Here is an 18,452-nt window from a genome sequence, read left to right on the forward strand (position 1 = left end):
CTCTGCTAGCGCAGTTGCTACGTTTGGCCCGCCTTCACGGGTGCCGTTGGCGGCGCTTTAGGCTAGAATGCACGGCCTCAAAGTACACCCCTTCCCAGAGGCTGTCCCCGATGTTGATCCTGCGCGGCGCTCCCGCCCTTTCTGCTTTCCGTCACGGCAAACTGCTTGAGCAACTGACCAGCAAGGTTCCTGCGGTCACCGGCCTGTATGCCGAGTTCGCGCATTTCGCTGAAGTCACCGGCGTGCTTAACGCCGACGAAGAGCAGGTATTGGCCCGTTTGCTGAAGTACGGCCCGAGTGTGCCGGTGCAGGAGCCAAGCGGCCGCCTGTTCCTGACCATCCCGCGCTTTGGCACCATCTCGCCGTGGTCGAGCAAGGCCAGCGACATCGCTCGCAACTGCGGCCTGGCGAAGATTCAGCGCATTGAGCGCGGCCTGGCGTACTACGTCAGCGGTGAGCTGAATGCCGCCGAGGCGCAGCAGGTTGCCGACGTGCTGCATGACCGCATGACACAACTGGTGCTGGATAACCTGGAAGGCGCTGCTGCGCTGTTCAGCCACGCCCAGCCCAAGCCGCTGACTGCCGTGGACATCCTCGGTGGCGGTCGCGCCGCGCTGGAGAAGGCCAACGTTGAGCTGGGCTTGGCCCTGGCCGAAGACGAAATCGATTACCTGGTGACCAGCTTCAACGGTCTGGGGCGCAACCCCCACGACATCGAGCTAATGATGTTCGCCCAGGCCAACTCCGAGCACTGCCGCCACAAGATCTTTAATGCCAGCTGGGATATCGATGGTGAGAGCCAAGAGAAATCCCTGTTCGGCATGATCAAGAACACCTACCAGATGCATAACGAAGGCGTGCTGTCCGCTTATAAGGACAACGCCTCGGTGATCGTTGGTAGCGTTGCCGGGCGCTTCTTCCCGGACCCTGAGACCCGCCAGTACGGTGCGACCCAGGAGCCCGTGCATATCCTGATGAAGGTGGAAACCCACAACCACCCGACGGCGATCTCGCCGTTCTCCGGTGCGTCCACCGGTTCCGGTGGTGAGATTCGCGACGAAGGTGCAACCGGCCGTGGTGCCAAGCCGAAGGCTGGCCTGACCGGTTTCACCGTCTCCAACCTGAACATCCCCGGTTTCGAGCAGCCTTGGGAAGTGCCTTATGGCAAGCCTGAGCGCATCGTTACCGCGTTGGACATCATGATTGAAGGCCCGCTGGGTGGCGCGGCGTTCAATAACGAGTTCGGTCGTCCGGCCCTGACCGGCTACTTCCGTACCTTCGAGCAGGCGATCCAGACCCCGCGCGGTGAAGAAGTGCGGGGTTATCACAAGCCGATCATGCTCGCCGGCGGCATGGGCAACATCCGTGCAGATCACGTGCAGAAGGGCGAGATCACTGTGGGCGCCAAGCTGATCGTGCTCGGCGGCCCAGCCATGCTGATCGGCCTGGGCGGCGGCGCCGCTTCGTCGGTCGCCACCGGTGCCAGCTCGGCTGACCTGGATTTCGCCTCGGTACAGCGCGAGAACCCGGAAATGGAGCGCCGTTGCCAGGAGGTTATCGACCGTTGCTGGCAGCTGGGTGACAACAACCCCATTGCCTTTATCCATGACGTTGGCGCGGGTGGTATCTCCAACGCCTTCCCTGAATTGGTCAACGACGGTGGCCGTGGCGGCCGCTTCGAACTGCGCAACGTGCCCAATGACGAACCGGGCATGGCGCCGCACGAGATCTGGAGCAACGAGTCCCAGGAACGTTACGTACTGGCCGTCAGCGCCGTCGACTTCGAGCGGTTCAAGGCGATCTGTGAACGCGAGCGTTGCCCGTTTGCCGTGGTTGGTGAGGCCACTGAAGAAGCTCACCTGACCGTGACTGACAGCCATTTCGCCAATACCCCGGTGGACATGCCGCTGGAAGTGCTGCTCGGCAAGCCGCCGCGCATGCACCGTTCGGCCGCCCGCGAAGCTGAGCTGGGCGATGATTTCGATGCCAGCACCCTGGCCATCGACGAAGCTGTTACTCGCGTACTGCATCACCCGGCAGTGGCCAGCAAGAGCTTCCTGATCACCATCGGCGACCGCACCATTACCGGCCTGGTTGCCCGCGACCAGATGGTTGGCCCGTGGCAGGTGCCGGTGGCTGATTGCGCGGTCACCGCCACCAGCTTCGACGTCTACACCGGTGAAGCCATGGCCATGGGCGAGCGCACCCCGCTGGCTCTGCTGGATGCTGCGGCGTCCGGGCGTATGGCGATTGGCGAGACCCTGACCAACCTAGCCGCATCGCGCATCGAAAAGCTCTCCGACATCAAACTGTCCGCCAACTGGATGGCCGCTGCCGGCCACCCGGGCGAAGATGCGCGTCTGTATGACACCGTGAAAGCGGTCGGCATGCAGCTGTGCCCGGAACTGGGTATCACCATTCCGGTGGGCAAGGACTCGATGTCGATGAAAACCCAATGGCGCGACGAGGGTACGGATAAGAGCGTGACCTCGCCGCTGTCGCTAGTGGTGACTGGCTTTGCTCCGGTCAGCGATATTCGCAAGACCCTGACCCCGCAACTGCGCATGGACAAGGGCGAAACCGACCTGATCCTGATCGATCTGGGCCGCGGCCAGAACCGCATGGGTGCCTCCATTCTTACCCAGGTGTACGGCAAGCTCGGTACCCAGGCACCGGATGTGGATGACGCCGAAGATCTCAAGGCCTTCTTCGCGGTGATCCAGGGTCTGAATGCTGACGGTCATATCCTCGCTTACCACGACCGTTCCGACGGCGGCCTGATGGTGACTGCGCTGGAAATGGCTTTCGCTGGCCACTGCGGCTTGAACCTGTTCCTCGACGCCTTGGCCGATAACAGCGCTGAGCTGGCCGCCGTGCTGTTCAACGAAGAATTGGGCGCGGTGATCCAGGTGCATCAGGACGCCACTCCGGAAGTACTGGCGCAATTCAGCGCTGCCGGTCTTGGCGACTGCGTGGCGGTGATCGGTCAGCCGGTCAACAGCGATGACGTGGCCATCAGCTTCAACGGTCAGCCGGTATTCGGCGGCCAGCGCCGCCTGTTGCAGCGCCAGTGGGCGCAAACCAGCTACCAGATTCAGCGTCTGCGCGACAACGTGCAGTGTGCCGATCAGGAGTTCGACACCATCCTCGATGAGGAAAACCCAGGGTTGTCGGCCAAGCTTAGCTTCGACGTCAATCAGGACATCAGCGCGCCGTATATCCGTAAGGGTGTACGTCCGCAGATCGCCGTGCTGCGTGAGCAGGGCGTCAACGGCCAGGTGGAAATGGCTGCGGCCTTTGATCGCGCCGGTTTCAACGCGATCGACGTACACATGAGCGACATACTCAGTGGTCGCGTCAGCCTGGACGAATTCAAAGGTCTGGTCGCCTGCGGCGGCTTCTCCTACGGCGACGTATTGGGTGCCGGCGAAGGCTGGGCCAAGTCGATCCTGTTCAACAGCCGCGCCCGTGATGGCTTCCAGGCGTTCTTCGAGCGCAAGGACAGCTTCAGTCTTGGCGTGTGTAACGGCTGCCAGATGATGAGCAACCTGCACGAGCTGATCCCTGGCACTGAGTTCTGGCCGCACTTCGTGCGTAACCGCTCCGAGCAGTTCGAGGCGCGCGTAGCCATGGTCCAGGTGCAGGAGTCGGCGTCGATCTTCCTGCGTGGCATGGCCGGTTCGCGCATGCCAATCGCCATCGCGCACGGTGAAGGGCATGCCGAGTTCGAAAACGAGGAAGCTCTGCTCGAAGCCGATCTGTCCGGCTGCGTGGCCATGCGCTTTATCGACAACCACGGCAAGGTCACCGAAACCTACCCGGCCAACCCGAATGGTTCGCCGCGCGGGATCACCGGTCTGACCAGTCGCGACGGCCGCGTGACTATCATGATGCCGCACCCGGAGCGGGTGTTCCGCGCTGTGCAGAACTCCTGGAAACCGGATGACTGGCAGGAAGATGCCGGTTGGATGCGCATGTTCCGCAACGCCCGCGTGTGGGTGGATTGATCCGGTTGGCGCGGGCTTATGTCGAGTAAGCCTGCGCCGATTCTGCCTGAGGTGCGCCAGGTCAAACCTGGCGATACTTTATTGCTGTGCCGCTGCGGGCGTTCGTCCCAGCTTCCCGATTGTGTTTCTGCCTGCCCTGATGCGCTTGAACTGCAGCCTGAACGTGAGCAGTTTCTGCTGCTTTGTCGTTGCGCTCGCTCGCAACGTCTACCTTACTGTGATGGTAGCCATAACCAGCCGGTAAGCGGCTTCAAGGCCCGCTGGCGGCGATTCTGGCGTGGTTTGTAGTCTGGGCTTATTAAGCTAATACGTTGAACACACTGCACATTATCCGGTCATAGGGTGCAAGTGTGATGGGCTACGCGAATACCCGATAAGGCAAAATGCCATTATTGTGTGGCATCATTATCGAACTGTTTTTATCAGTCTTGCCGGCGGAGACTTCGATGTACAAGCTGTGTTTTTATGTGCCTGAAACTCATCTGGATGCCGTGAAAAGCGCGGTGTTCAGCGTCGGCGGCGGACGTATTGGTCATTATGATCAGTGTTGTTGGCAGACCCTGGGGCAGGGCCAGTTCCGTGCTCTGGAAGGCAGTCAGCCATTTCTCGGTCAGCCTGGGCAGGTCGAGCAGGTAGCAGAGTGGAAAGTCGAGATGGTCGTGGCCGATGAGCTGATCCATGATGCCGTTAAGGCCATGAAGAAGCAGCATCCCTATGAGACGCCGGCTTTTGAGGTGTGGCGGCTGTCAGATATCCAGTTCTAATTCATAAGAAAGGCGCCATGAAGGCGCCTTTCTTATGTCTATTGATCAGGGTCTGATTTCGATCAGGGTGCCGTCCTTGACCACTGCCCAGACCTCGCGCATATCAATGTTGCGCATGGCGATGCAGCCTTCGGTCCAGTCCAGGGTGTGGAACATCCACTCCGGGTATTCCTCATCCAGCGGCGTGCCGTGAATCATGATCATGCCGCCGGCCGGTACACCCTTGGCGCGGGCTTGCGCCTGGTCGCGGGCGTTGGGGTAGGAGATGTGCATGGACAGGTTGTACTTGTCGCTGGTCTTGCGCCAGTCGATCCAATAGAAACCTTCCGGGGTGCGCAGGTCGCCTTCGCGCTGTTTGGCCCCTTTAGGCTTTTTGCCCAGAGAGATGCGATAGGATTTGAGGGTGTCGCCACGGCTGATCAGGTGCAATTTGCGTTCAGATTTGATCACCAACACCTTGTCGATGGTTTTGCCATTTAGGGTCGGTGTGGTGCTGGCGGGAGCAGCCAGGGTAACGGTCAGGCAGAGTAGGGCGAACAACCAGCGCATCGTATTTCCCGTGAATCAAAAGGCTTTCTTGTAATGTGCGCGCAAGGCTTCGAGCGGCTCGTTGCGGACCGGGTAGTGCTGCTCGCGGCGGTCCGCGAAGTAGCATTCTAAGGTACGCCCGATGGTCGGGAAAGCCAGCTCTGACCAGGGGATATCCTGTTCGTGAAATAGCTGAACCTCCAGGCTTTCTTCACCGGGGGCAAAGTCCAGGTCGACCAGCTCGGCGCGAAACAGCATATACACCTGATTGATGTGCGGCAGATCGAACAGGGTATAGAGGCTCAGGCTGCGTACCCTCGCGCAGGCTTCTTCATGGGTTTCGCGGGCGGCGGCCTGTTCCAGGGTTTCGCCGTTCTCCATAAAACCGGCCGGCAGGGTCCAGTAACCGTGCCGTGGCTCGATGGCGCGGCGGCACAGCAGCACCTGTTCGCCCCACACCGGCAAGCAGCCAGCGATGATGCGCGGGTTCTGGTAATGCACGGTCTGGCACTGCGTGCAGACGTGGCGTAGGCGGTTGTCCCCCTGCGGGATGATGTGGCTGATCGCGCCGCCACAGTTGCTACAGAACTTCATGCCAGATCCTCGCTGCGTGTTGGCTATCTTGGCGCGCATATCAGCTGCTCGGCAAGCGGCCTGGCAGGGCAAATTATCCAGCGCCTGAATGATTGCCGCTGCTGGCGCAGGGCTTGGGCCGTGCGCTGCTTTCGTGCCATGATCGAACGCAGAATAAAAGACCGAGAATCCTCATGCTGGACGAGTTGCTCCATCGCATGCGTGGCTATAGCCCGCACATTCTGCAGACAGACAAGCGCTACCCTGAGGCCGCAGTGCTGGTGCCCATCACCCGCAGCGATGAGCCGGAAGTGGTACTGACCTTGCGCGCCAGCGGTTTGTCTACCCATGGTGGTGAAGTGGCGTTTCCCGGTGGTCGGCGTGATCCGGAAGATGCCGATCTGGTCGAGACCGCCTTGCGCGAGGCTGAAGAGGAAATTGGCTTGCCGCCGGGTTTGGTCGAGGTGGTAGGGCCGCTCAGTACCCTGGTGTCGCGCCACGGTATTAAGGTCACCCCTTATGTCGGCCTGGTGCCGGACTTTGTCGAATACAAGCCTAACGACGGTGAGATTGCCGCCGTATTTGCCGTGCCGCTGGCGTTCTTCCGCGAGGATCCGCGGGAAACCACCCACCGTATCGATTACCTTGGGCGCAGCTGGTATGTGCCGAGTTACCGGTATGGCGAATATAAAATCTGGGGGCTGACGGCGATCATGCTGGTCGAGTTGGTCAACCTGGTGTTCGACGATGTGCATATCGATATGCATCAGCCGCCCGATCACTTTATCAAGCTCACCTGAGCTTATTGAGGAAGCATCCATGAAATACCGCCTGGGTTCGTCCCACGTCGAGGCCCATGCCGACAGCTGGGTTGCACCGAATGCCACCCTGGTCGGCAAGGTCAAACTGGAGCCGGGTGCCAGCGTGTGGTTCAACGCCGTGCTGCGCGGCGACAATGAGCTGATTCATATCGGCGAGAACAGCAATGTGCAGGACGGTACCGTGATGCACACCGACATGGGCTTTCCACTGAATATCGGCACCGGTGTGACCATTGGCCACAACGCCATGCTGCACGGTTGCACGGTGGGCGATTACAGCCTGATCGGCATCAATGCGGTGATCCTCAATGGCGCGAAAATCGGTAAGTACTGCATCATCGGCGCCAATAGCCTGATCGGTGAAGGCAAGGAAATTCCCGATGGCTCGCTGGTTATGGGCTCGCCCGGCAAGGTGGTGCGTGAACTGACCGAACCGCAGAAGAAGATGCTCGAAGCCAGCGCCGCCCATTACGTGCACAACGCTCAGCGCTATGCCCGTGATCTGCAGGAGCAGGACGATTGATGCAGCCGCAGGAACGTCCCGTTGCCTCGCCCTGCGTGCATGTCTGCGCGCTGGATGATGAAGATATCTGTATCGGTTGCCAGCGCACGGTCGCCGAAATCACCCGCTGGAGTCTGATGGATAACGCTGAGCGCCGTGATGTGTTGGTTCAGTGTCATGAGCGGGCCAAGGCTAAAGGCATTCTGCTGTAACTTTCTTGATTAGTTTGAGGATTCACCATGCCCCGTATCGGAACCCCTTTGTCGCCGAGCGCGACCCGTGTGCTGTTGTGTGGCTCTGGCGAGCTGGGCAAGGAAGTGGTGATCGAACTGCAACGCCTTGGTGTCGAGGTGATTGCCGTTGACCGTTACGCGAACGCGCCGGCCATGCAGGTGGCGCATCGCAGCCATGTGATCAATATGCTCGATGGCGCAGCCCTGCGCGCGGTGATCGAGCTGGAGCAGCCGCACTATATCGTTCCGGAAATCGAGGCCATTGCCACCGCGACCCTGGTCGAGCTGGAGAATGAAGGTTTTACCGTCATCCCCAGTGCCCGCGCTGCGCAGCTGACCATGAACCGTGAAGGCATCCGCCGTCTGGCTGCCGAAGAGCTGGGTCTGCCGACCTCACCTTATCGGTTTGCCGACTCCTTTGAGGAATGTCGCGCGGCTGTTGAGGCGATTGGTTTTCCCTGCCTGATCAAACCGATCATGAGCTCTTCCGGCAAGGGTCAGTCGGTGCTGAAAAGTCTGGATGACCTGCAATCTGCCTGGGATTACGCCCAGGCCGGTGGCCGCGCCGGCAAGGGACGGGTGATCGTCGAGGGCTTTATCGATTTTGATTATGAAATCGCCTTGCTTACCGTGCGCCACAGCGGCGGTACTACCTTCTGTGCGCCTGTGGGTCACCGCCAGGTTAAGGGTGATTATCAGGAGTCCTGGCAGCCGCAGCCGATGAGCGCCAAGGCTCAGGCCGAAGCCGAGCGTATTGCGCTGGCGGTTACCGGTTCGCTGGGTGGGCGTGGGCTGTTTGGCGTAGAACTGTTCGTCAAAGGTGATCAGGTGTGGTTCTGCGAAATCTCGCCGCGCCCACACGACACCGGCTTGGTAACTCTGATTTCTCAGGATCTGTCCGAGTTTGCCCTGCATGCGCGGGCGATTCTCGGGCTGCCGATTCCGGCAATTCGTCAGTTCGGGCCGTCGGCTTCTGCGGTGATATTGGTCGAGGGCGAGTCGCAGCAGGTCAGCTTCGGCAATCTTGCGTCGGCTCTGGCTGAGCCGGATACCGCTTTGCGTCTGTTCGGCAAGCCGGAGGTCAGCGGCCAGCGTCGTATGGGCGTGGCGCTGGCGCGGGATGAATCATTGCAAGCGGCGCGGGCCAAGGCCACGCGTGCGGCGCAGGCGGTTAAGGTCGAGCTGTGAATGCACTGCGCGCCTATGCCTGGTGGCTAGGCTTGGCACTGCTGGCGCCGATTGCCTTGCCGCTAGCAGTGCGCACGCGTCTTAGTGCGCTGCGTTTACCGCCAGCTGCAGGGCCATTGAGTGGCGTGGCTGGCGCGGATCTGCCGGGCGAGCCGCTGCGCCTGCTAGTGCTGGGTGAGTCGACCGTAGTTGGCGTCGGTGTGGATGAGCTGGGCGCCGCGTTGGTCGGGCAGTTGGCTACGGCGTTGGCTGCGCGATGCGGCCGTCCGGTTGCCTGGCGGGCGTGTGGCGAGAACGGCATTACCGCCGCGCAAGCCCGTGAGCGGTTACTGCCGCAGGTGCTTGATCAGCCCTTTGATCTGGCGCTGCTGGTCTTCGGCGTCAATGACACCACCCACCTGACCTCATTATCCCGTTGGGACGCCGCACTCGGCGGTATGGCTGAAGCGTTGGCCGCGCGCGGGGCGCGGGTGGCGTTTAGCAGTGTGCCGCCGCTGCAGCATTTCAGCGCCTTGCCCTGGCTGCTGCGGCGTTTGCTCGGGATGCGCGCAGGCCTGCTGGATGCGCGCCTGCGCCATTTAGCGGCAAGCCTGGGGGCAGGGCATCACGCGGTAGAGCTGGAGTTTTCCGCCGAGTACCTGGCGCGTGATGGTTATCACCCGTCAGGTCTGGGCTATCGCGTGTGGGCGCAGGGGCTGGCCGTCAGTCTTGCGCCGGCGGCTCGGCGTGCGTCTTAGGTTTGGTTTGCCAGGCGCGCACGCTTTTTACCCGGTTATCTGACGACTGCAGAATCTCCAGGCGATAAGGGCCAATCTTCAGGCAAACGGCGCTGTCGGGGATACTTTCCAGCGCCTCGGTAACCAGGCCGTTGAGGGTTTTCGGGCCGTCGCAAGGTAAGTGCCAGTCCAGCGCTTTATTGATTTCTCGGATATAGGCGGCGCCATCGATTACTTGGGTGCCATCGTCCTGAGGATGAATATCCGGGCTGCACAGGGTGTCTTTTTTGCTGAAGTCGCCGACGATTTCTTCGAGGATGTCTTCCAGGGTAACGATGCCGATCACATCGCCATATTCATCAACAACGATGCCGATTCGGCGTTTCTGCTTCTGAAAATTGATCAGTTGGGTCGACAGCGGCGTGCCTTCGGGTACGAAGTAGGGCTCGTTGCAGGCCGCCAGTAGCGCCTCTTTACTCAGCTCGTTGTGCGTCAGCAGCCGGGCAATCTGGCGCATATGCACGATGCCTTCGATCTGATTGATATCGGTACGAAATACCGGCAGGCGCGTGTGAGTGGTGTTGGTCAGCAGGCTGATGATGCTTTCGAGGTCGTCATCGAGGTTGATGCCGGTGACTTCGTTGCGCGGAATCATGATGTCATCCACCGTCACCCGTTCAAGATCGAGGATGCCGAGCAGCATGTTCTGGCGATTTTTCGGCATGCCGGCGCCTGACTCGCGTACCACGCTGCGCAGTTCCTCGGTGGTCAGGCTGTCGTTGGTCTTGCTGGCGGGGTCGATTCCGAGCATCCGCAGCAGGCCGTTACTGATCCAGCCGAGCAGGATAACCAATGGATAGAACAGCTTGAGTAGTACTAATAGAGGCAGGCTGAACGGATAAGCCACCGCCTCCGGGCGTAGTGCGGCCAGGGTTTTTGGGGTGATTTCACCGAAAATCAGCAGCACCAGCGTCAGCCCGATAGTGGCAATGGCTATCCCGGCCTCGCCCCAGAGTTGCAGGGCCAGCACGGTGGCGATGGAAGACGCGAGAATGTTGACGAAGTTGTTACCGATCAGAATGGTGCCAAGCAGGCGGTCTGGGCGGCTGAGCAGAGTGCTGACCCGTTTCGCGCCACGGTGGCCTTCCTTGGCCAGGTGGCGCAAGCGATAGCGATTAAGGCTGAGGATGCCGGTTTCTGAGCTGGAGAAGAACGCTGAGCAAGCCAACAGAAAAACCAGTAAACCGATGAGGAAACTGGGATGTAGATCGTCCACTTGTGAGGGCCCTTGGGGCTAGATGTGCAGGATGAATTCGCGAACCAGTTTGCTGCCGAAGTAAGCCAGCATCAGCAGGCAGAAGCCCGCCAGGGTCCAGCGAATGGCTTTGTGGCCGCGCCAGCCGAGTTGATGGCGGCCCCACAACAGCACGGCAAACACCACCCAGGCAAAGCACGACAGGATAGTTTTATGCGCAAGGTGCTGTGCAAACAGGTCGCTGATAAACAGCGCGCCAGACAGCAGAGAAAGTGACAGCAATCCCCAGCCGGCCCAGAGAAAGCCGAACAGCAGGCTTTCCATGGTCTGTAGGGGCGGGAAGTTCTTGATCAGCCCGGACGGGTGCTTGTGCTTGAGCTGATGGTCCTGCAATAGCAGCAGCAGCGACTGGAATACAGCAATAGTCAGCATGCCGTAAGCGGTGATCGACAGCAGGATGTGCGCCAGGATGCCGGGTGCTTCATCAATGGCCTGGGTGGTGCCGCTGGGCATAAATTGCGCGAGCAGCACCGTGACAAAGCCCAGGGGGAATAGCAGCAATAGCAGGTTTTCCACCGGGATTCGCATGCAGGCCAGCAGCGTCAGCAGAATAACGGCGGCGGCAATCAGGCTGGCGGCCTTGAAGAAGTCCAGCGACAGACCACTGGCATCGAACATTTGCAGAAACAGGCTGCTGCCGTGCAGTAGTAGCGCCAGCGTGCCGAGTGCAATCAGCAGGCGCTTGTTGGATGTGCTGCGCTGTTGCAGGCGCAGGCCTTGATAGAGTGCGGCTCCGGCATAGAGGCAGGCAGCGGCGAGGCTGGGTAGCAGAGGGTGCATAAATCCTTGTCAGGCAAACCCGAAAGGCGGCCAGTGTGGCATACAACCCGTATGCCACGAAAGCGTCTGGCGGTGTCGGTGCCTCGCAGTCTTCGCTATAATCCGCGACCTGTTGCAAGCCCACCCTCGGCTCTACTGAGCCTGAAAGGAACGCGCATGTTCGAAAATCTGACTGACCGCCTTTCGCAGACCCTGCGAAATGTCACTGGCAAAGCCAAGCTGAGCGAAGACAACATCAAGGACACCTTGCGTGAAGTGCGCATGGCGTTGCTCGAGGCTGACGTTGCCTTGCCGGTAGTCAAGGACTTCGTTAATAAGGTCAAAGATCGCGCGGTCGGCACCGAAGTCTCGAAGAGTCTGACCCCAGGCCAGGCGTTCGTGAAGATTGTCCGTGCCGAGCTGGAAGAGCTGATGGGCGCGGCCAACGAAGACTTGGCGTTGAATGCCGTACCGCCAGCCGTGGTGCTGATGGCAGGTCTGCAGGGTGCGGGTAAGACCACCACCGTTGGTAAGCTGGCGCGCTTCCTTAAAGAGCGCAAGAAAAAGACCGTGATGGTGGTGTCTGCCGACGTTTACCGTCCGGCGGCGATCAAGCAGCTGGAAACCCTGGCCACTGATATTGGTGTGACCTTCTTCCCCTCCGATCTCAGCCAGAAACCGGTGGATATCGCTGAAGCGGCGATCAAGGAGGCCAAGCTCAAGTTTATTGATGTAGTGATCGTCGATACCGCCGGTCGTTTGGCCATCGATGCCGAAATGATGGCGGAGATCCAGGCGCTGCATGCGGCGATCAAGCCGGTCGAGACACTGTTCGTGGTTGATGCCATGACCGGTCAGGACGCCGCCAACACCGCCAAAGCCTTTAATGATGCGCTGCCGCTGACCGGTGTGGTGCTGACCAAGGTCGACGGTGATGCGCGCGGCGGTGCGGCGTTGTCGGTGCGGGCGATTACCGGCAAGCCGATCAAGTTTATCGGTATGGGTGAGAAGACCGAGGCGCTGGAGCCCTTCCATCCGGATCGGATTGCTTCGCGCATTCTCGGTATGGGCGACGTACTCAGCCTGATCGAGCAGGCCGAGCAGACCCTGGATCGCGAGAAGGCCGAGAAGCTCACCAAGAAGCTGAAGAAGGGCAAGGGCTTCGATCTCGAAGACTTCCGCGATCAGCTGCAGCAAATGAAAAATATGGGCGGTCTCGGCGGCCTGATGGACAAGCTTCCGCAGATGGGCGGCGTCAATTTGGCCCAGATGGGCAATGCCCAGGGCGCTGCCGAGAAGCAGTTCAAGCAGATGGAGGCGATCATCAACTCGATGACCCCTCAGGAGCGCCGCGATCCGGAAATCATCAGCGGTTCTCGCAAGCGCCGCATCGCCATGGGTTCTGGCACCCAGGTGCAGGACATTGGTCGTCTGATCAAACAGCACAAGCAGATGCAGAAGATGATGAAGAAATTCACTGCCAAGGGCGGTATGGCCAAGATGATGCGTGGTATGGGCGGTATGATGCCGGGCGGTCTGCCAAAAATGTAAGGAATCCGCGGCGGCAGCGATGTCGGCGCAAACCCCCGCTGAGTTGGCGGGTGTTTACAGTAAACCCGCCTTTCGCGGGAGCTGTTTGGCCGGTTTGGATAGCGGCCCTCTGGCAAATCTTGCTTGTACGGCCTAATGCGCCTGAAAAAGCCATTTGCAAAAATCCGGATATTCCTTAGAATATGCGGCCTTTCGGGCACCTATGCCCGCTGTGCATTTAGATTTGCAGCACCGACTACAGGAACTATGTTCACATGCTAACGATTCGTCTTGCCCTTGGCGGCTCCAAAAAGCGCCCGTTCTACAAAATCAACGTGACCGACAGCCGTAACCCACGCGACGGTTCGCACAAAGAAGAAATCGGTTTCTTCAACCCGATCGCTCGCGGTCAGGAAGTTCGTCTTTCCGTTAAACAAGATCGCCTGGCTCATTGGCTGAGCGTCGGCGCACAGCCGTCTGATCGTGTTGCTCAGCTGTTGAAGGATGCTGCTAAGGCTGCGGCCTAAGCAATATGAACGCGACGCCTGCTTCTACCGATGACTTGATCGTTATCGGCAAGATCTACTCCGTACATGGCGTTCGCGGTGAAGTGAAGGTGTATTCCTTTACTGATCCTGTTGCAAACCTGTTGGAGTACAAGACCTGGACGCTTAGGCGCGATGGCAGTGTCAAACAGGTAGAGCTGGTCAGTGGGCGCGGGAGTGATAAATTCCTGGTCGCGAAGCTTAAGGGTCTTGATGACCGTGATGAAGCACGTCTTCTCGCGGGTTATGAGATCTGTGTTCCGCGCAGCCTGTTCCCTGATTTGGCCGACGGTGATTACTACTGGTACCAGCTGGAAGGTCTTAAGGTTATTGATCAAGCAGGGCAATTGCTCGGCAAGATCGATCATCTGTTTGAGACGGGTGCCAATGATGTGATGGTGGTCAAACCCTGCACCGACAGCCTGGATGGTCGTGAGCGCCTGTTGCCCTACATTGAGCAATGCGTGCTGTCGATTGACCTAAGTGCTGGCGAAATGCGGGTCGACTGGGATGCGGACTTCTAAGCCTGATGCCAAATCTGCGCGTTGAAGTCATTACGCTGTTCCCGGAAATGTTTGCCGCAATCAGTGAATACGGCATTACCAGCCGAGCGGTGAAGCAGGGTTTGTTGCAATTGACCTGCTGGAATCCGCGTAGCTACACCACAGACCGTCACCACACCGTGGATGATCGGCCTTTTGGTGGTGGCCCAGGCATGGTGATGAAGATCAAGCCGCTTGAAGATGCTTTGCTTGAGGCGAAGCGCGCTGCAGGTGGTGCGGCCAAGGTGATTTACCTGTCGCCGCAAGGTCGCCAGCTGACGCAGTCAGCAGTACGCGAACTGGCTAATGAGGATGCATTGATCCTGATTGCTGGCCGCTACGAAGGCATTGATGAGCGCTTTATTGAGGCGCATGTTGATGAAGAATGGTCGATTGGGGACTACGTCCTGTCTGGCGGTGAGCTGCCGGCCATGGTGCTGATCGATGCGGTAACGCGCCTTTTGCCTGGTGCATTGGGTCATGCAAATTCGGCCGAAGAAGACTCCTTTACGGATGGCTTACTCGACTGCCCGCACTACACCCGCCCGGAGGTGTATGCGGATAAACGTGTTCCTGACGTGTTGCTTAGTGGCAACCACGAACACATCCGGCGCTGGCGTTTGCAGCAGTCCCTTGGTCGGACCTACGAACGACGTGCCGATCTTCTGGAAAGCCGCTCGCTTTCTGGAGAAGAGAAAAAGCTGCTGGAGGAATACGTCCGCCAGCGGGACGATAGTTAATGTATCGATGACCGGCCGAGGCCTGTCTTAGGAGCGCAGCATGACCAACAAGATTATTCAGCAACTTGAAGCTGAGCAGATGGGCAAAGAGATCCCAACTTTTGCACCAGGCGACACCATTGTTGTCCAGGTTAAAGTGAAAGAAGGTGACCGTCAGCGTCTGCAGGCGTTTGAAGGCGTTGTTATTGCCAAGCGTAACCGTGGTCTGAACAGTGCGTTCACTGTTCGTAAGATCTCCAACGGTGTTGGTGTAGAGCGTACTTTCCAGACTTACAGCCCGCTGGTTGATAGCCTGGCTGTTAAGCGTCGCGGTGACGTGCGTAAAGCCAAGCTTTACTACCTGCGTGACCTGTCGGGTAAAGCAGCACGCATCAAGGAAAAACTGGGCTAAGTCTCAGCTTCCTTGTAAAAAAGCAGCCTTCGGGCTGCTTTTTTCGTTTCTGGGCCGGTGACTGGTAAGTTTTACCCGCCTTAGCTCTGCCCATTTGGCAGCGTGAAAATAATCATAAGAACCTCCCGCAGCACAGTGGCAGCCACATCCGATTGATTCAGGCAGTAGTGGTATGACCCCGAGAGAGCAAGAAATCCTGCGGCGCATCGAGCTATCGGAAACCCGTGTGACCAAGGCGGTATTCCCGCCGACCACCAACCATCACAACACGCTGTTTGGCGGTACGGCGCTGGCCTGGATGGATGAAGTGTCGTTTATCGCCGCCACGCGCTTTTGTCGCTTGCCCTTAGTGACGGTGTCGTCTGATCGCATCGACTTCAAGCACGCGATTCCCGCCGGCTCGATCGTCGAGCTGATTGGGCGAGTGATCAAGGTCGGCAATACCAGCCTTAAAGTCGAGGTCGAGGTGTTTGTCGAAAGCATGTGCAGCGATGCCCGCGAGCGGGCAATCAGCGGCGTTTTTAGCTTTGTCGCGATTGACGAGCAGAAGAAGCCGGTGCCTGTGTTGCCAGTCTGAAGGCTGGTGTCGGCTGTCGGTTCTATTGGTGCAGGCTGATTCGCAGTGAGGCCTGCGACAGGTCGATATCGTGCAAGCTCAGGCTGCCGAAGCTCTGTCCTGGTGAGGCGCCAGCAACGCGGATGTTGTCGAAGCGCAGCTCACCAATCGAACTCGGCAGGCGCACATTGACTGAGCCATCGGCATTGATCGCAGAGGTCAGTTTGCTGGTGTCGTACTGCACATCCTTCATCGAGGTTTCCGCCTCAAGGCTGCTCAGTACGGGCATTACCAGTTTGCTTAATTGACCAACGGTACCCAGGCCGTCGCCGCTGCCGGCCTGTAGAAACAAACCTTGCAGTACATCGTCCAGGCCCTGCGCGCTGACATTACTCATTTCCATATCGCTCAGCGGGCGCAGGCCGCGCGGGGTTTCTTCCTGGCTGATGGCGCTGGGCAGGTTGCGTGGTGCATCGGCACTGGCAATCTGGAAGGGGCTGAGCAGGGCGGCGACCAGAGTGGCGGCCAGGCGCAGGTTGTTCTGTTTGCTGAGGGCCTTTTTCAGCTGGCGTTCAGTTAGCCAGCCTTGCTCGATCAGCGTCTCACCCAGGCGTTTATGGTTGGTGAGTTGCAGTTGAATGGCCGCATCCAGCTGGCCGCGGTTGATCAGTCCTTTGTTGATCAGAACCTGACCAAGGCGTGAGTTCTGTTGGCTGGACATGCGTTGGCACCATTGTGCTGTAGTGGCGTGATGCAATCATGGTCTGCAAATGGGCATCTGTCACCCTCCCAAAGATAGGGTGACGACGGCTTTTTCCATTGGTCTCGCCACCGCTGGTCGGTTGTCTATCGACCTTCCGGTGCGGTCTTGTGTGCGTGTGCTTAACGCTGGCCCATGGCGCTGCGCTCGTGGACACTAGGGAGATATCGTTTGAGGTTTTTTGATGCCTGCTCTTGATCACCCATTGATTGACCGTTTTGTAGAAGCCCTGTGGTTGGAAAAAGGGCTGTCAGCGCACACGCGCGCCGCCTATCGCAGCGATTTGGCGCTGTTCAATGGCTGGTTGCAGGCGCGTGATGTGCAGCTGGCTGACGCGGGGCGTGAGCTGATTCTCGATCACCTGGCCTGGCGTCTGAATGAGGGCTACAAGGCGCGCTCTACCGCGCGCTTGCTCTCGGGTTTACGTGGTTTTTACCGGTTTCTCCTGCGTGAGCAGCTAATCAGCCGTGATCCGACCCTGCAGGTGGAGTTGCCGCAACTGGGGCGACCCCTGCCGAAGTCACTGTCCGAGGCCGATGTCGAGGCTTTATTAGCCGCTCCTGAGTTGGATGATCCGATTGGTTTGCGCGACCGCGCGATGCTTGAGGTGCTGTATGCCTGCGGCTTGCGCGTGAGCGAGTTGATTGGCTTGACGTTGGAACAGGTCAATCTGCGTCAGGGCGTGTTGCGGGTGTTTGGTAAGGGCAGTAAGGAGCGCCTGGTGCCGCTGGGTGAGGAGGCGATTGCCTGGATCGAGCGTTACAGCAAAGAGGCGCGACCGTTTCTGCTGGATGGCAAACCCAGCGATGTGCTGTTTCCCAGTCTGCGCGGCGAGCAGATGACCCGCCAGACCTTCTGGTACCGCATCAAACATCAGGCCAAAGTGGCAGGGATCAGTAAAAGCCTGTCCCCGCATACGCTGCGTCATGCGTTTGCCACGCACCTGCTCAATCACGGCGCCGATTTGCGCGTGGTGCAGATGTTGCTGGGGCACAGCGATCTGTCGACCACGCAGATCTACACCCATGTTGCCCGCGCGCGGCTGCAGGAGTTGCATGCGCAGCACCATCCGCGAGGCTGAGAACGCCGTCCGGCCTGCGATGGTCGGCCTCTGTGGGCTTCTATGGTAGGCTGCGCCCATCCATTGTTAGGTCGTCTTCTGCCGGGAGTTTGTATGCGTTTTAACCGCATTGTTGTTGCATTGGCCTTGGGTCTGGCCAGCAGCGTGGGCGTTGCCGCCGATGCCGATCAGGCCATTCGCAACAGCCTGAAAGCTATCGATCCGGCTCTGCCGATTGAGGCAATTGCCGAAAGTCCGATGCCCGGCGTTTATCAGGTCGAACTGGCCGGTGGCCGGCAGCTGTACACCAGCGCCGACGGCCAGTTCCTGTTGCAGGGTTACCTGTTTCAGGTCAAGGACGGCAAGCCGGTCAACTTGACCGAAGCCGCTGAGAGTAAGGGCGTGGTCAAGCTGCTGGATGCCATACCTGCTTCGGAAATGGTGGTGTTTGCGCCTAAACAACCGAAAACCCATATCACCGTATTTACCGACACCGATTGCGGCTATTGCCAAAAGTTGCACAGTGAAGTGCCTGAGCTCAATCGTTTGGGCGTTGAAGTGCGTTACCTGGCCTTCCCGCGTCAGGGTCTGGAGAGTGCTGCGGCCAAAGAGCTGTCGAATGTCTGGTGCGCCAAGGATCAGCAAGACGCCATGAACCGTGCGAAAAGCCGTCAGGGCGTAGCGGATGCTCAGTGCGACAGCCCTGTTGCCAAGCAGTATGCCCTTGGGCAAATGATCGGGGTCAGCGGTACACCCGCCATCGTTCTGGCCAATGGCAAGATCATTCCGGGCTATCAACCAGCTCCGCAGCTGGCGAAAATTGCCCTCGAATCCAAATGATCTGAGGCATGCGCCTGATTGACTAATAAACAGCCGCTTCGTATGGTGCGGCTCTTTTCTACGGCCGGGGCTTGCTCCGGCC

General features: G+C 59.1%; 21 protein-coding genes. 16 read left to right on the forward strand and 5 right to left on the reverse strand.

The window, feature by feature from the left end; all coding sequences use genetic code 11:
* Positions 1-110 precede the first annotated feature (110 nt).
* From purL to CUR33_RS07540, 3 genes are all read left to right on the forward strand, one after another.
* The gene (purL, locus tag CUR33_RS07530) at positions 111-4,007 is read left to right on the forward strand and encodes a phosphoribosylformylglycinamidine synthase (protein ID WP_289239191.1); all 3,897 of its coding nucleotides are present in this window, start codon (positions 111-113) and stop codon (positions 4,005-4,007) included.
* Positions 4,008-4,025: 18 nt separating this feature from the next.
* Entirely contained in the window at positions 4,026-4,295 is a 270-nt protein-coding gene (locus CUR33_RS07535) for a CDGSH iron-sulfur domain-containing protein (protein WP_090248590.1), read from the forward strand.
* Positions 4,296-4,453: 158 nt separating this feature from the next.
* Positions 4,454-4,771, forward strand: coding sequence for a Nif3-like dinuclear metal center hexameric protein (locus CUR33_RS07540; RefSeq protein WP_289239192.1), 318 nt, complete (start codon positions 4,454-4,456; stop codon positions 4,769-4,771).
* A gap of 45 nt (positions 4,772-4,816) precedes the next feature.
* On the opposite strand, the gene CUR33_RS07545 is transcribed toward CUR33_RS07540, so the two are convergent.
* Positions 4,817-5,320, reverse strand: a complete 504-nt coding sequence (locus tag CUR33_RS07545; RefSeq protein WP_090248586.1) for a L,D-transpeptidase family protein — start codon at positions 5,318-5,320, stop codon at positions 4,817-4,819.
* Positions 5,321-5,335: 15 nt separating this feature from the next.
* On the reverse strand, positions 5,336-5,893 hold the full coding sequence (locus CUR33_RS07550) for an NUDIX hydrolase (RefSeq protein ID WP_167142005.1): 558 nt from the start codon (positions 5,891-5,893) through the stop codon (positions 5,336-5,338).
* A 173-nt stretch (positions 5,894-6,066) separates the two neighbouring features.
* Between CUR33_RS07550 and CUR33_RS07555 the strand changes: the two genes are divergently transcribed.
* Genes CUR33_RS07555 through CUR33_RS07575 form a run of 5 tightly spaced genes read left to right on the forward strand, consistent with a single transcriptional unit; the run spans position 6,067 to position 9,353 of the window.
* The gene (locus tag CUR33_RS07555; RefSeq protein WP_289239193.1) at positions 6,067-6,672 is read left to right on the forward strand and encodes a CoA pyrophosphatase; all 606 of its coding nucleotides are present in this window, start codon (positions 6,067-6,069) and stop codon (positions 6,670-6,672) included.
* 19 nt (positions 6,673-6,691) lie between these two features.
* Positions 6,692-7,216 carry a gamma carbonic anhydrase family protein gene (locus CUR33_RS07560; RefSeq protein WP_170048262.1) on the forward strand — a complete coding sequence of 175 codons (525 nt, stop codon included), beginning with the start codon at positions 6,692-6,694 and terminating at the stop codon, positions 7,214-7,216.
* Positions 7,216-7,407 (forward strand): DUF1289 domain-containing protein, encoded by a 192-nt coding sequence (locus tag CUR33_RS07565; protein WP_289239194.1) that lies wholly within the window; start codon positions 7,216-7,218, stop codon positions 7,405-7,407. Before CUR33_RS07560 ends, CUR33_RS07565 begins: the two co-directional genes overlap by 1 nt.
* A gap of 27 nt (positions 7,408-7,434) precedes the next feature.
* Positions 7,435-8,616, forward strand: coding sequence for a formate-dependent phosphoribosylglycinamide formyltransferase (purT, locus tag CUR33_RS07570; protein ID WP_289239195.1), 1,182 nt, complete (start codon positions 7,435-7,437; stop codon positions 8,614-8,616).
* On the forward strand, positions 8,613-9,353 hold the full coding sequence (locus CUR33_RS07575) for an SGNH/GDSL hydrolase family protein (protein ID WP_289239196.1): 741 nt from the start codon (positions 8,613-8,615) through the stop codon (positions 9,351-9,353). Before purT ends, CUR33_RS07575 begins: the two co-directional genes overlap by 4 nt.
* Here the strand turns inward: CUR33_RS07575 and CUR33_RS07580 are convergent.
* Positions 9,319-10,608: an HlyC/CorC family transporter gene (locus CUR33_RS07580; protein WP_289239197.1), complete on the reverse strand. Its 1,290-nt coding sequence runs from the start codon at positions 10,606-10,608 to the stop codon at positions 9,319-9,321. The genes CUR33_RS07575 and CUR33_RS07580 overlap by 35 nt on opposite strands.
* A gap of 18 nt (positions 10,609-10,626) precedes the next feature.
* Complete coding sequence (locus CUR33_RS07585) at positions 10,627-11,427, reverse strand: cytochrome C assembly family protein (protein ID WP_289239198.1); 801 nt, start codon at positions 11,425-11,427, stop codon at positions 10,627-10,629.
* Positions 11,428-11,583: 156 nt separating this feature from the next.
* Here CUR33_RS07585 and ffh point away from each other — a divergent pair, with 156 nt between their 5' ends.
* The 6 genes from ffh (at position 11,584) to CUR33_RS07615 (ending at position 15,731) form a co-directional block, all read left to right on the forward strand.
* The gene (ffh, locus tag CUR33_RS07590; RefSeq protein WP_090248572.1) at positions 11,584-12,957 is read left to right on the forward strand and encodes a signal recognition particle protein; all 1,374 of its coding nucleotides are present in this window, start codon (positions 11,584-11,586) and stop codon (positions 12,955-12,957) included.
* Between the two features lie 254 nt (positions 12,958-13,211).
* On the forward strand, positions 13,212-13,463 hold the full coding sequence (gene rpsP, locus CUR33_RS07595; protein ID WP_090239277.1) for a 30S ribosomal protein S16: 252 nt from the start codon (positions 13,212-13,214) through the stop codon (positions 13,461-13,463).
* 5 nt (positions 13,464-13,468) lie between these two features.
* A complete protein-coding gene (rimM, locus tag CUR33_RS07600) occupies positions 13,469-14,005 on the forward strand; it encodes a ribosome maturation factor RimM (protein WP_090248571.1) in 537 nt (178 codons plus the stop codon).
* A gap of 5 nt (positions 14,006-14,010) precedes the next feature.
* A complete protein-coding gene (gene trmD / locus CUR33_RS07605) occupies positions 14,011-14,763 on the forward strand; it encodes a tRNA (guanosine(37)-N1)-methyltransferase TrmD (RefSeq protein WP_090248569.1) in 753 nt (250 codons plus the stop codon).
* 40 nt (positions 14,764-14,803) lie between these two features.
* Positions 14,804-15,154 (forward strand): 50S ribosomal protein L19, encoded by a 351-nt coding sequence (rplS, locus tag CUR33_RS07610; protein WP_090248568.1) that lies wholly within the window; start codon positions 14,804-14,806, stop codon positions 15,152-15,154.
* Positions 15,155-15,326: 172 nt separating this feature from the next.
* The gene (locus CUR33_RS07615; RefSeq protein WP_289239199.1) at positions 15,327-15,731 is read left to right on the forward strand and encodes an acyl-CoA thioesterase; all 405 of its coding nucleotides are present in this window, start codon (positions 15,327-15,329) and stop codon (positions 15,729-15,731) included.
* A 22-nt stretch (positions 15,732-15,753) separates the two neighbouring features.
* On the opposite strand, the gene CUR33_RS07620 is transcribed toward CUR33_RS07615, so the two are convergent.
* Positions 15,754-16,431 carry a hypothetical protein gene (locus tag CUR33_RS07620; protein ID WP_160085231.1) on the reverse strand — a complete coding sequence of 226 codons (678 nt, stop codon included), beginning with the start codon at positions 16,429-16,431 and terminating at the stop codon, positions 15,754-15,756.
* 223 nt (positions 16,432-16,654) lie between these two features.
* Between CUR33_RS07620 and xerD the strand changes: the two genes are divergently transcribed.
* Positions 16,655-17,551: a site-specific tyrosine recombinase XerD gene (xerD, locus tag CUR33_RS07625; RefSeq protein ID WP_282875240.1), complete on the forward strand. Its 897-nt coding sequence runs from the start codon at positions 16,655-16,657 to the stop codon at positions 17,549-17,551.
* A 93-nt stretch (positions 17,552-17,644) separates the two neighbouring features.
* A complete protein-coding gene (gene dsbC, locus CUR33_RS07630) occupies positions 17,645-18,370 on the forward strand; it encodes a bifunctional protein-disulfide isomerase/oxidoreductase DsbC (RefSeq protein WP_160085229.1) in 726 nt (241 codons plus the stop codon).
* The last annotated feature ends 82 nt before the right edge of the window (positions 18,371-18,452 follow it).

Source organism: Pseudomonas sp. FEMGT703P (genome assembly GCF_002786345.1).
Lineage (GTDB): Bacteria > Pseudomonadota > Gammaproteobacteria > Pseudomonadales > Pseudomonadaceae > Aquipseudomonas > Aquipseudomonas peli.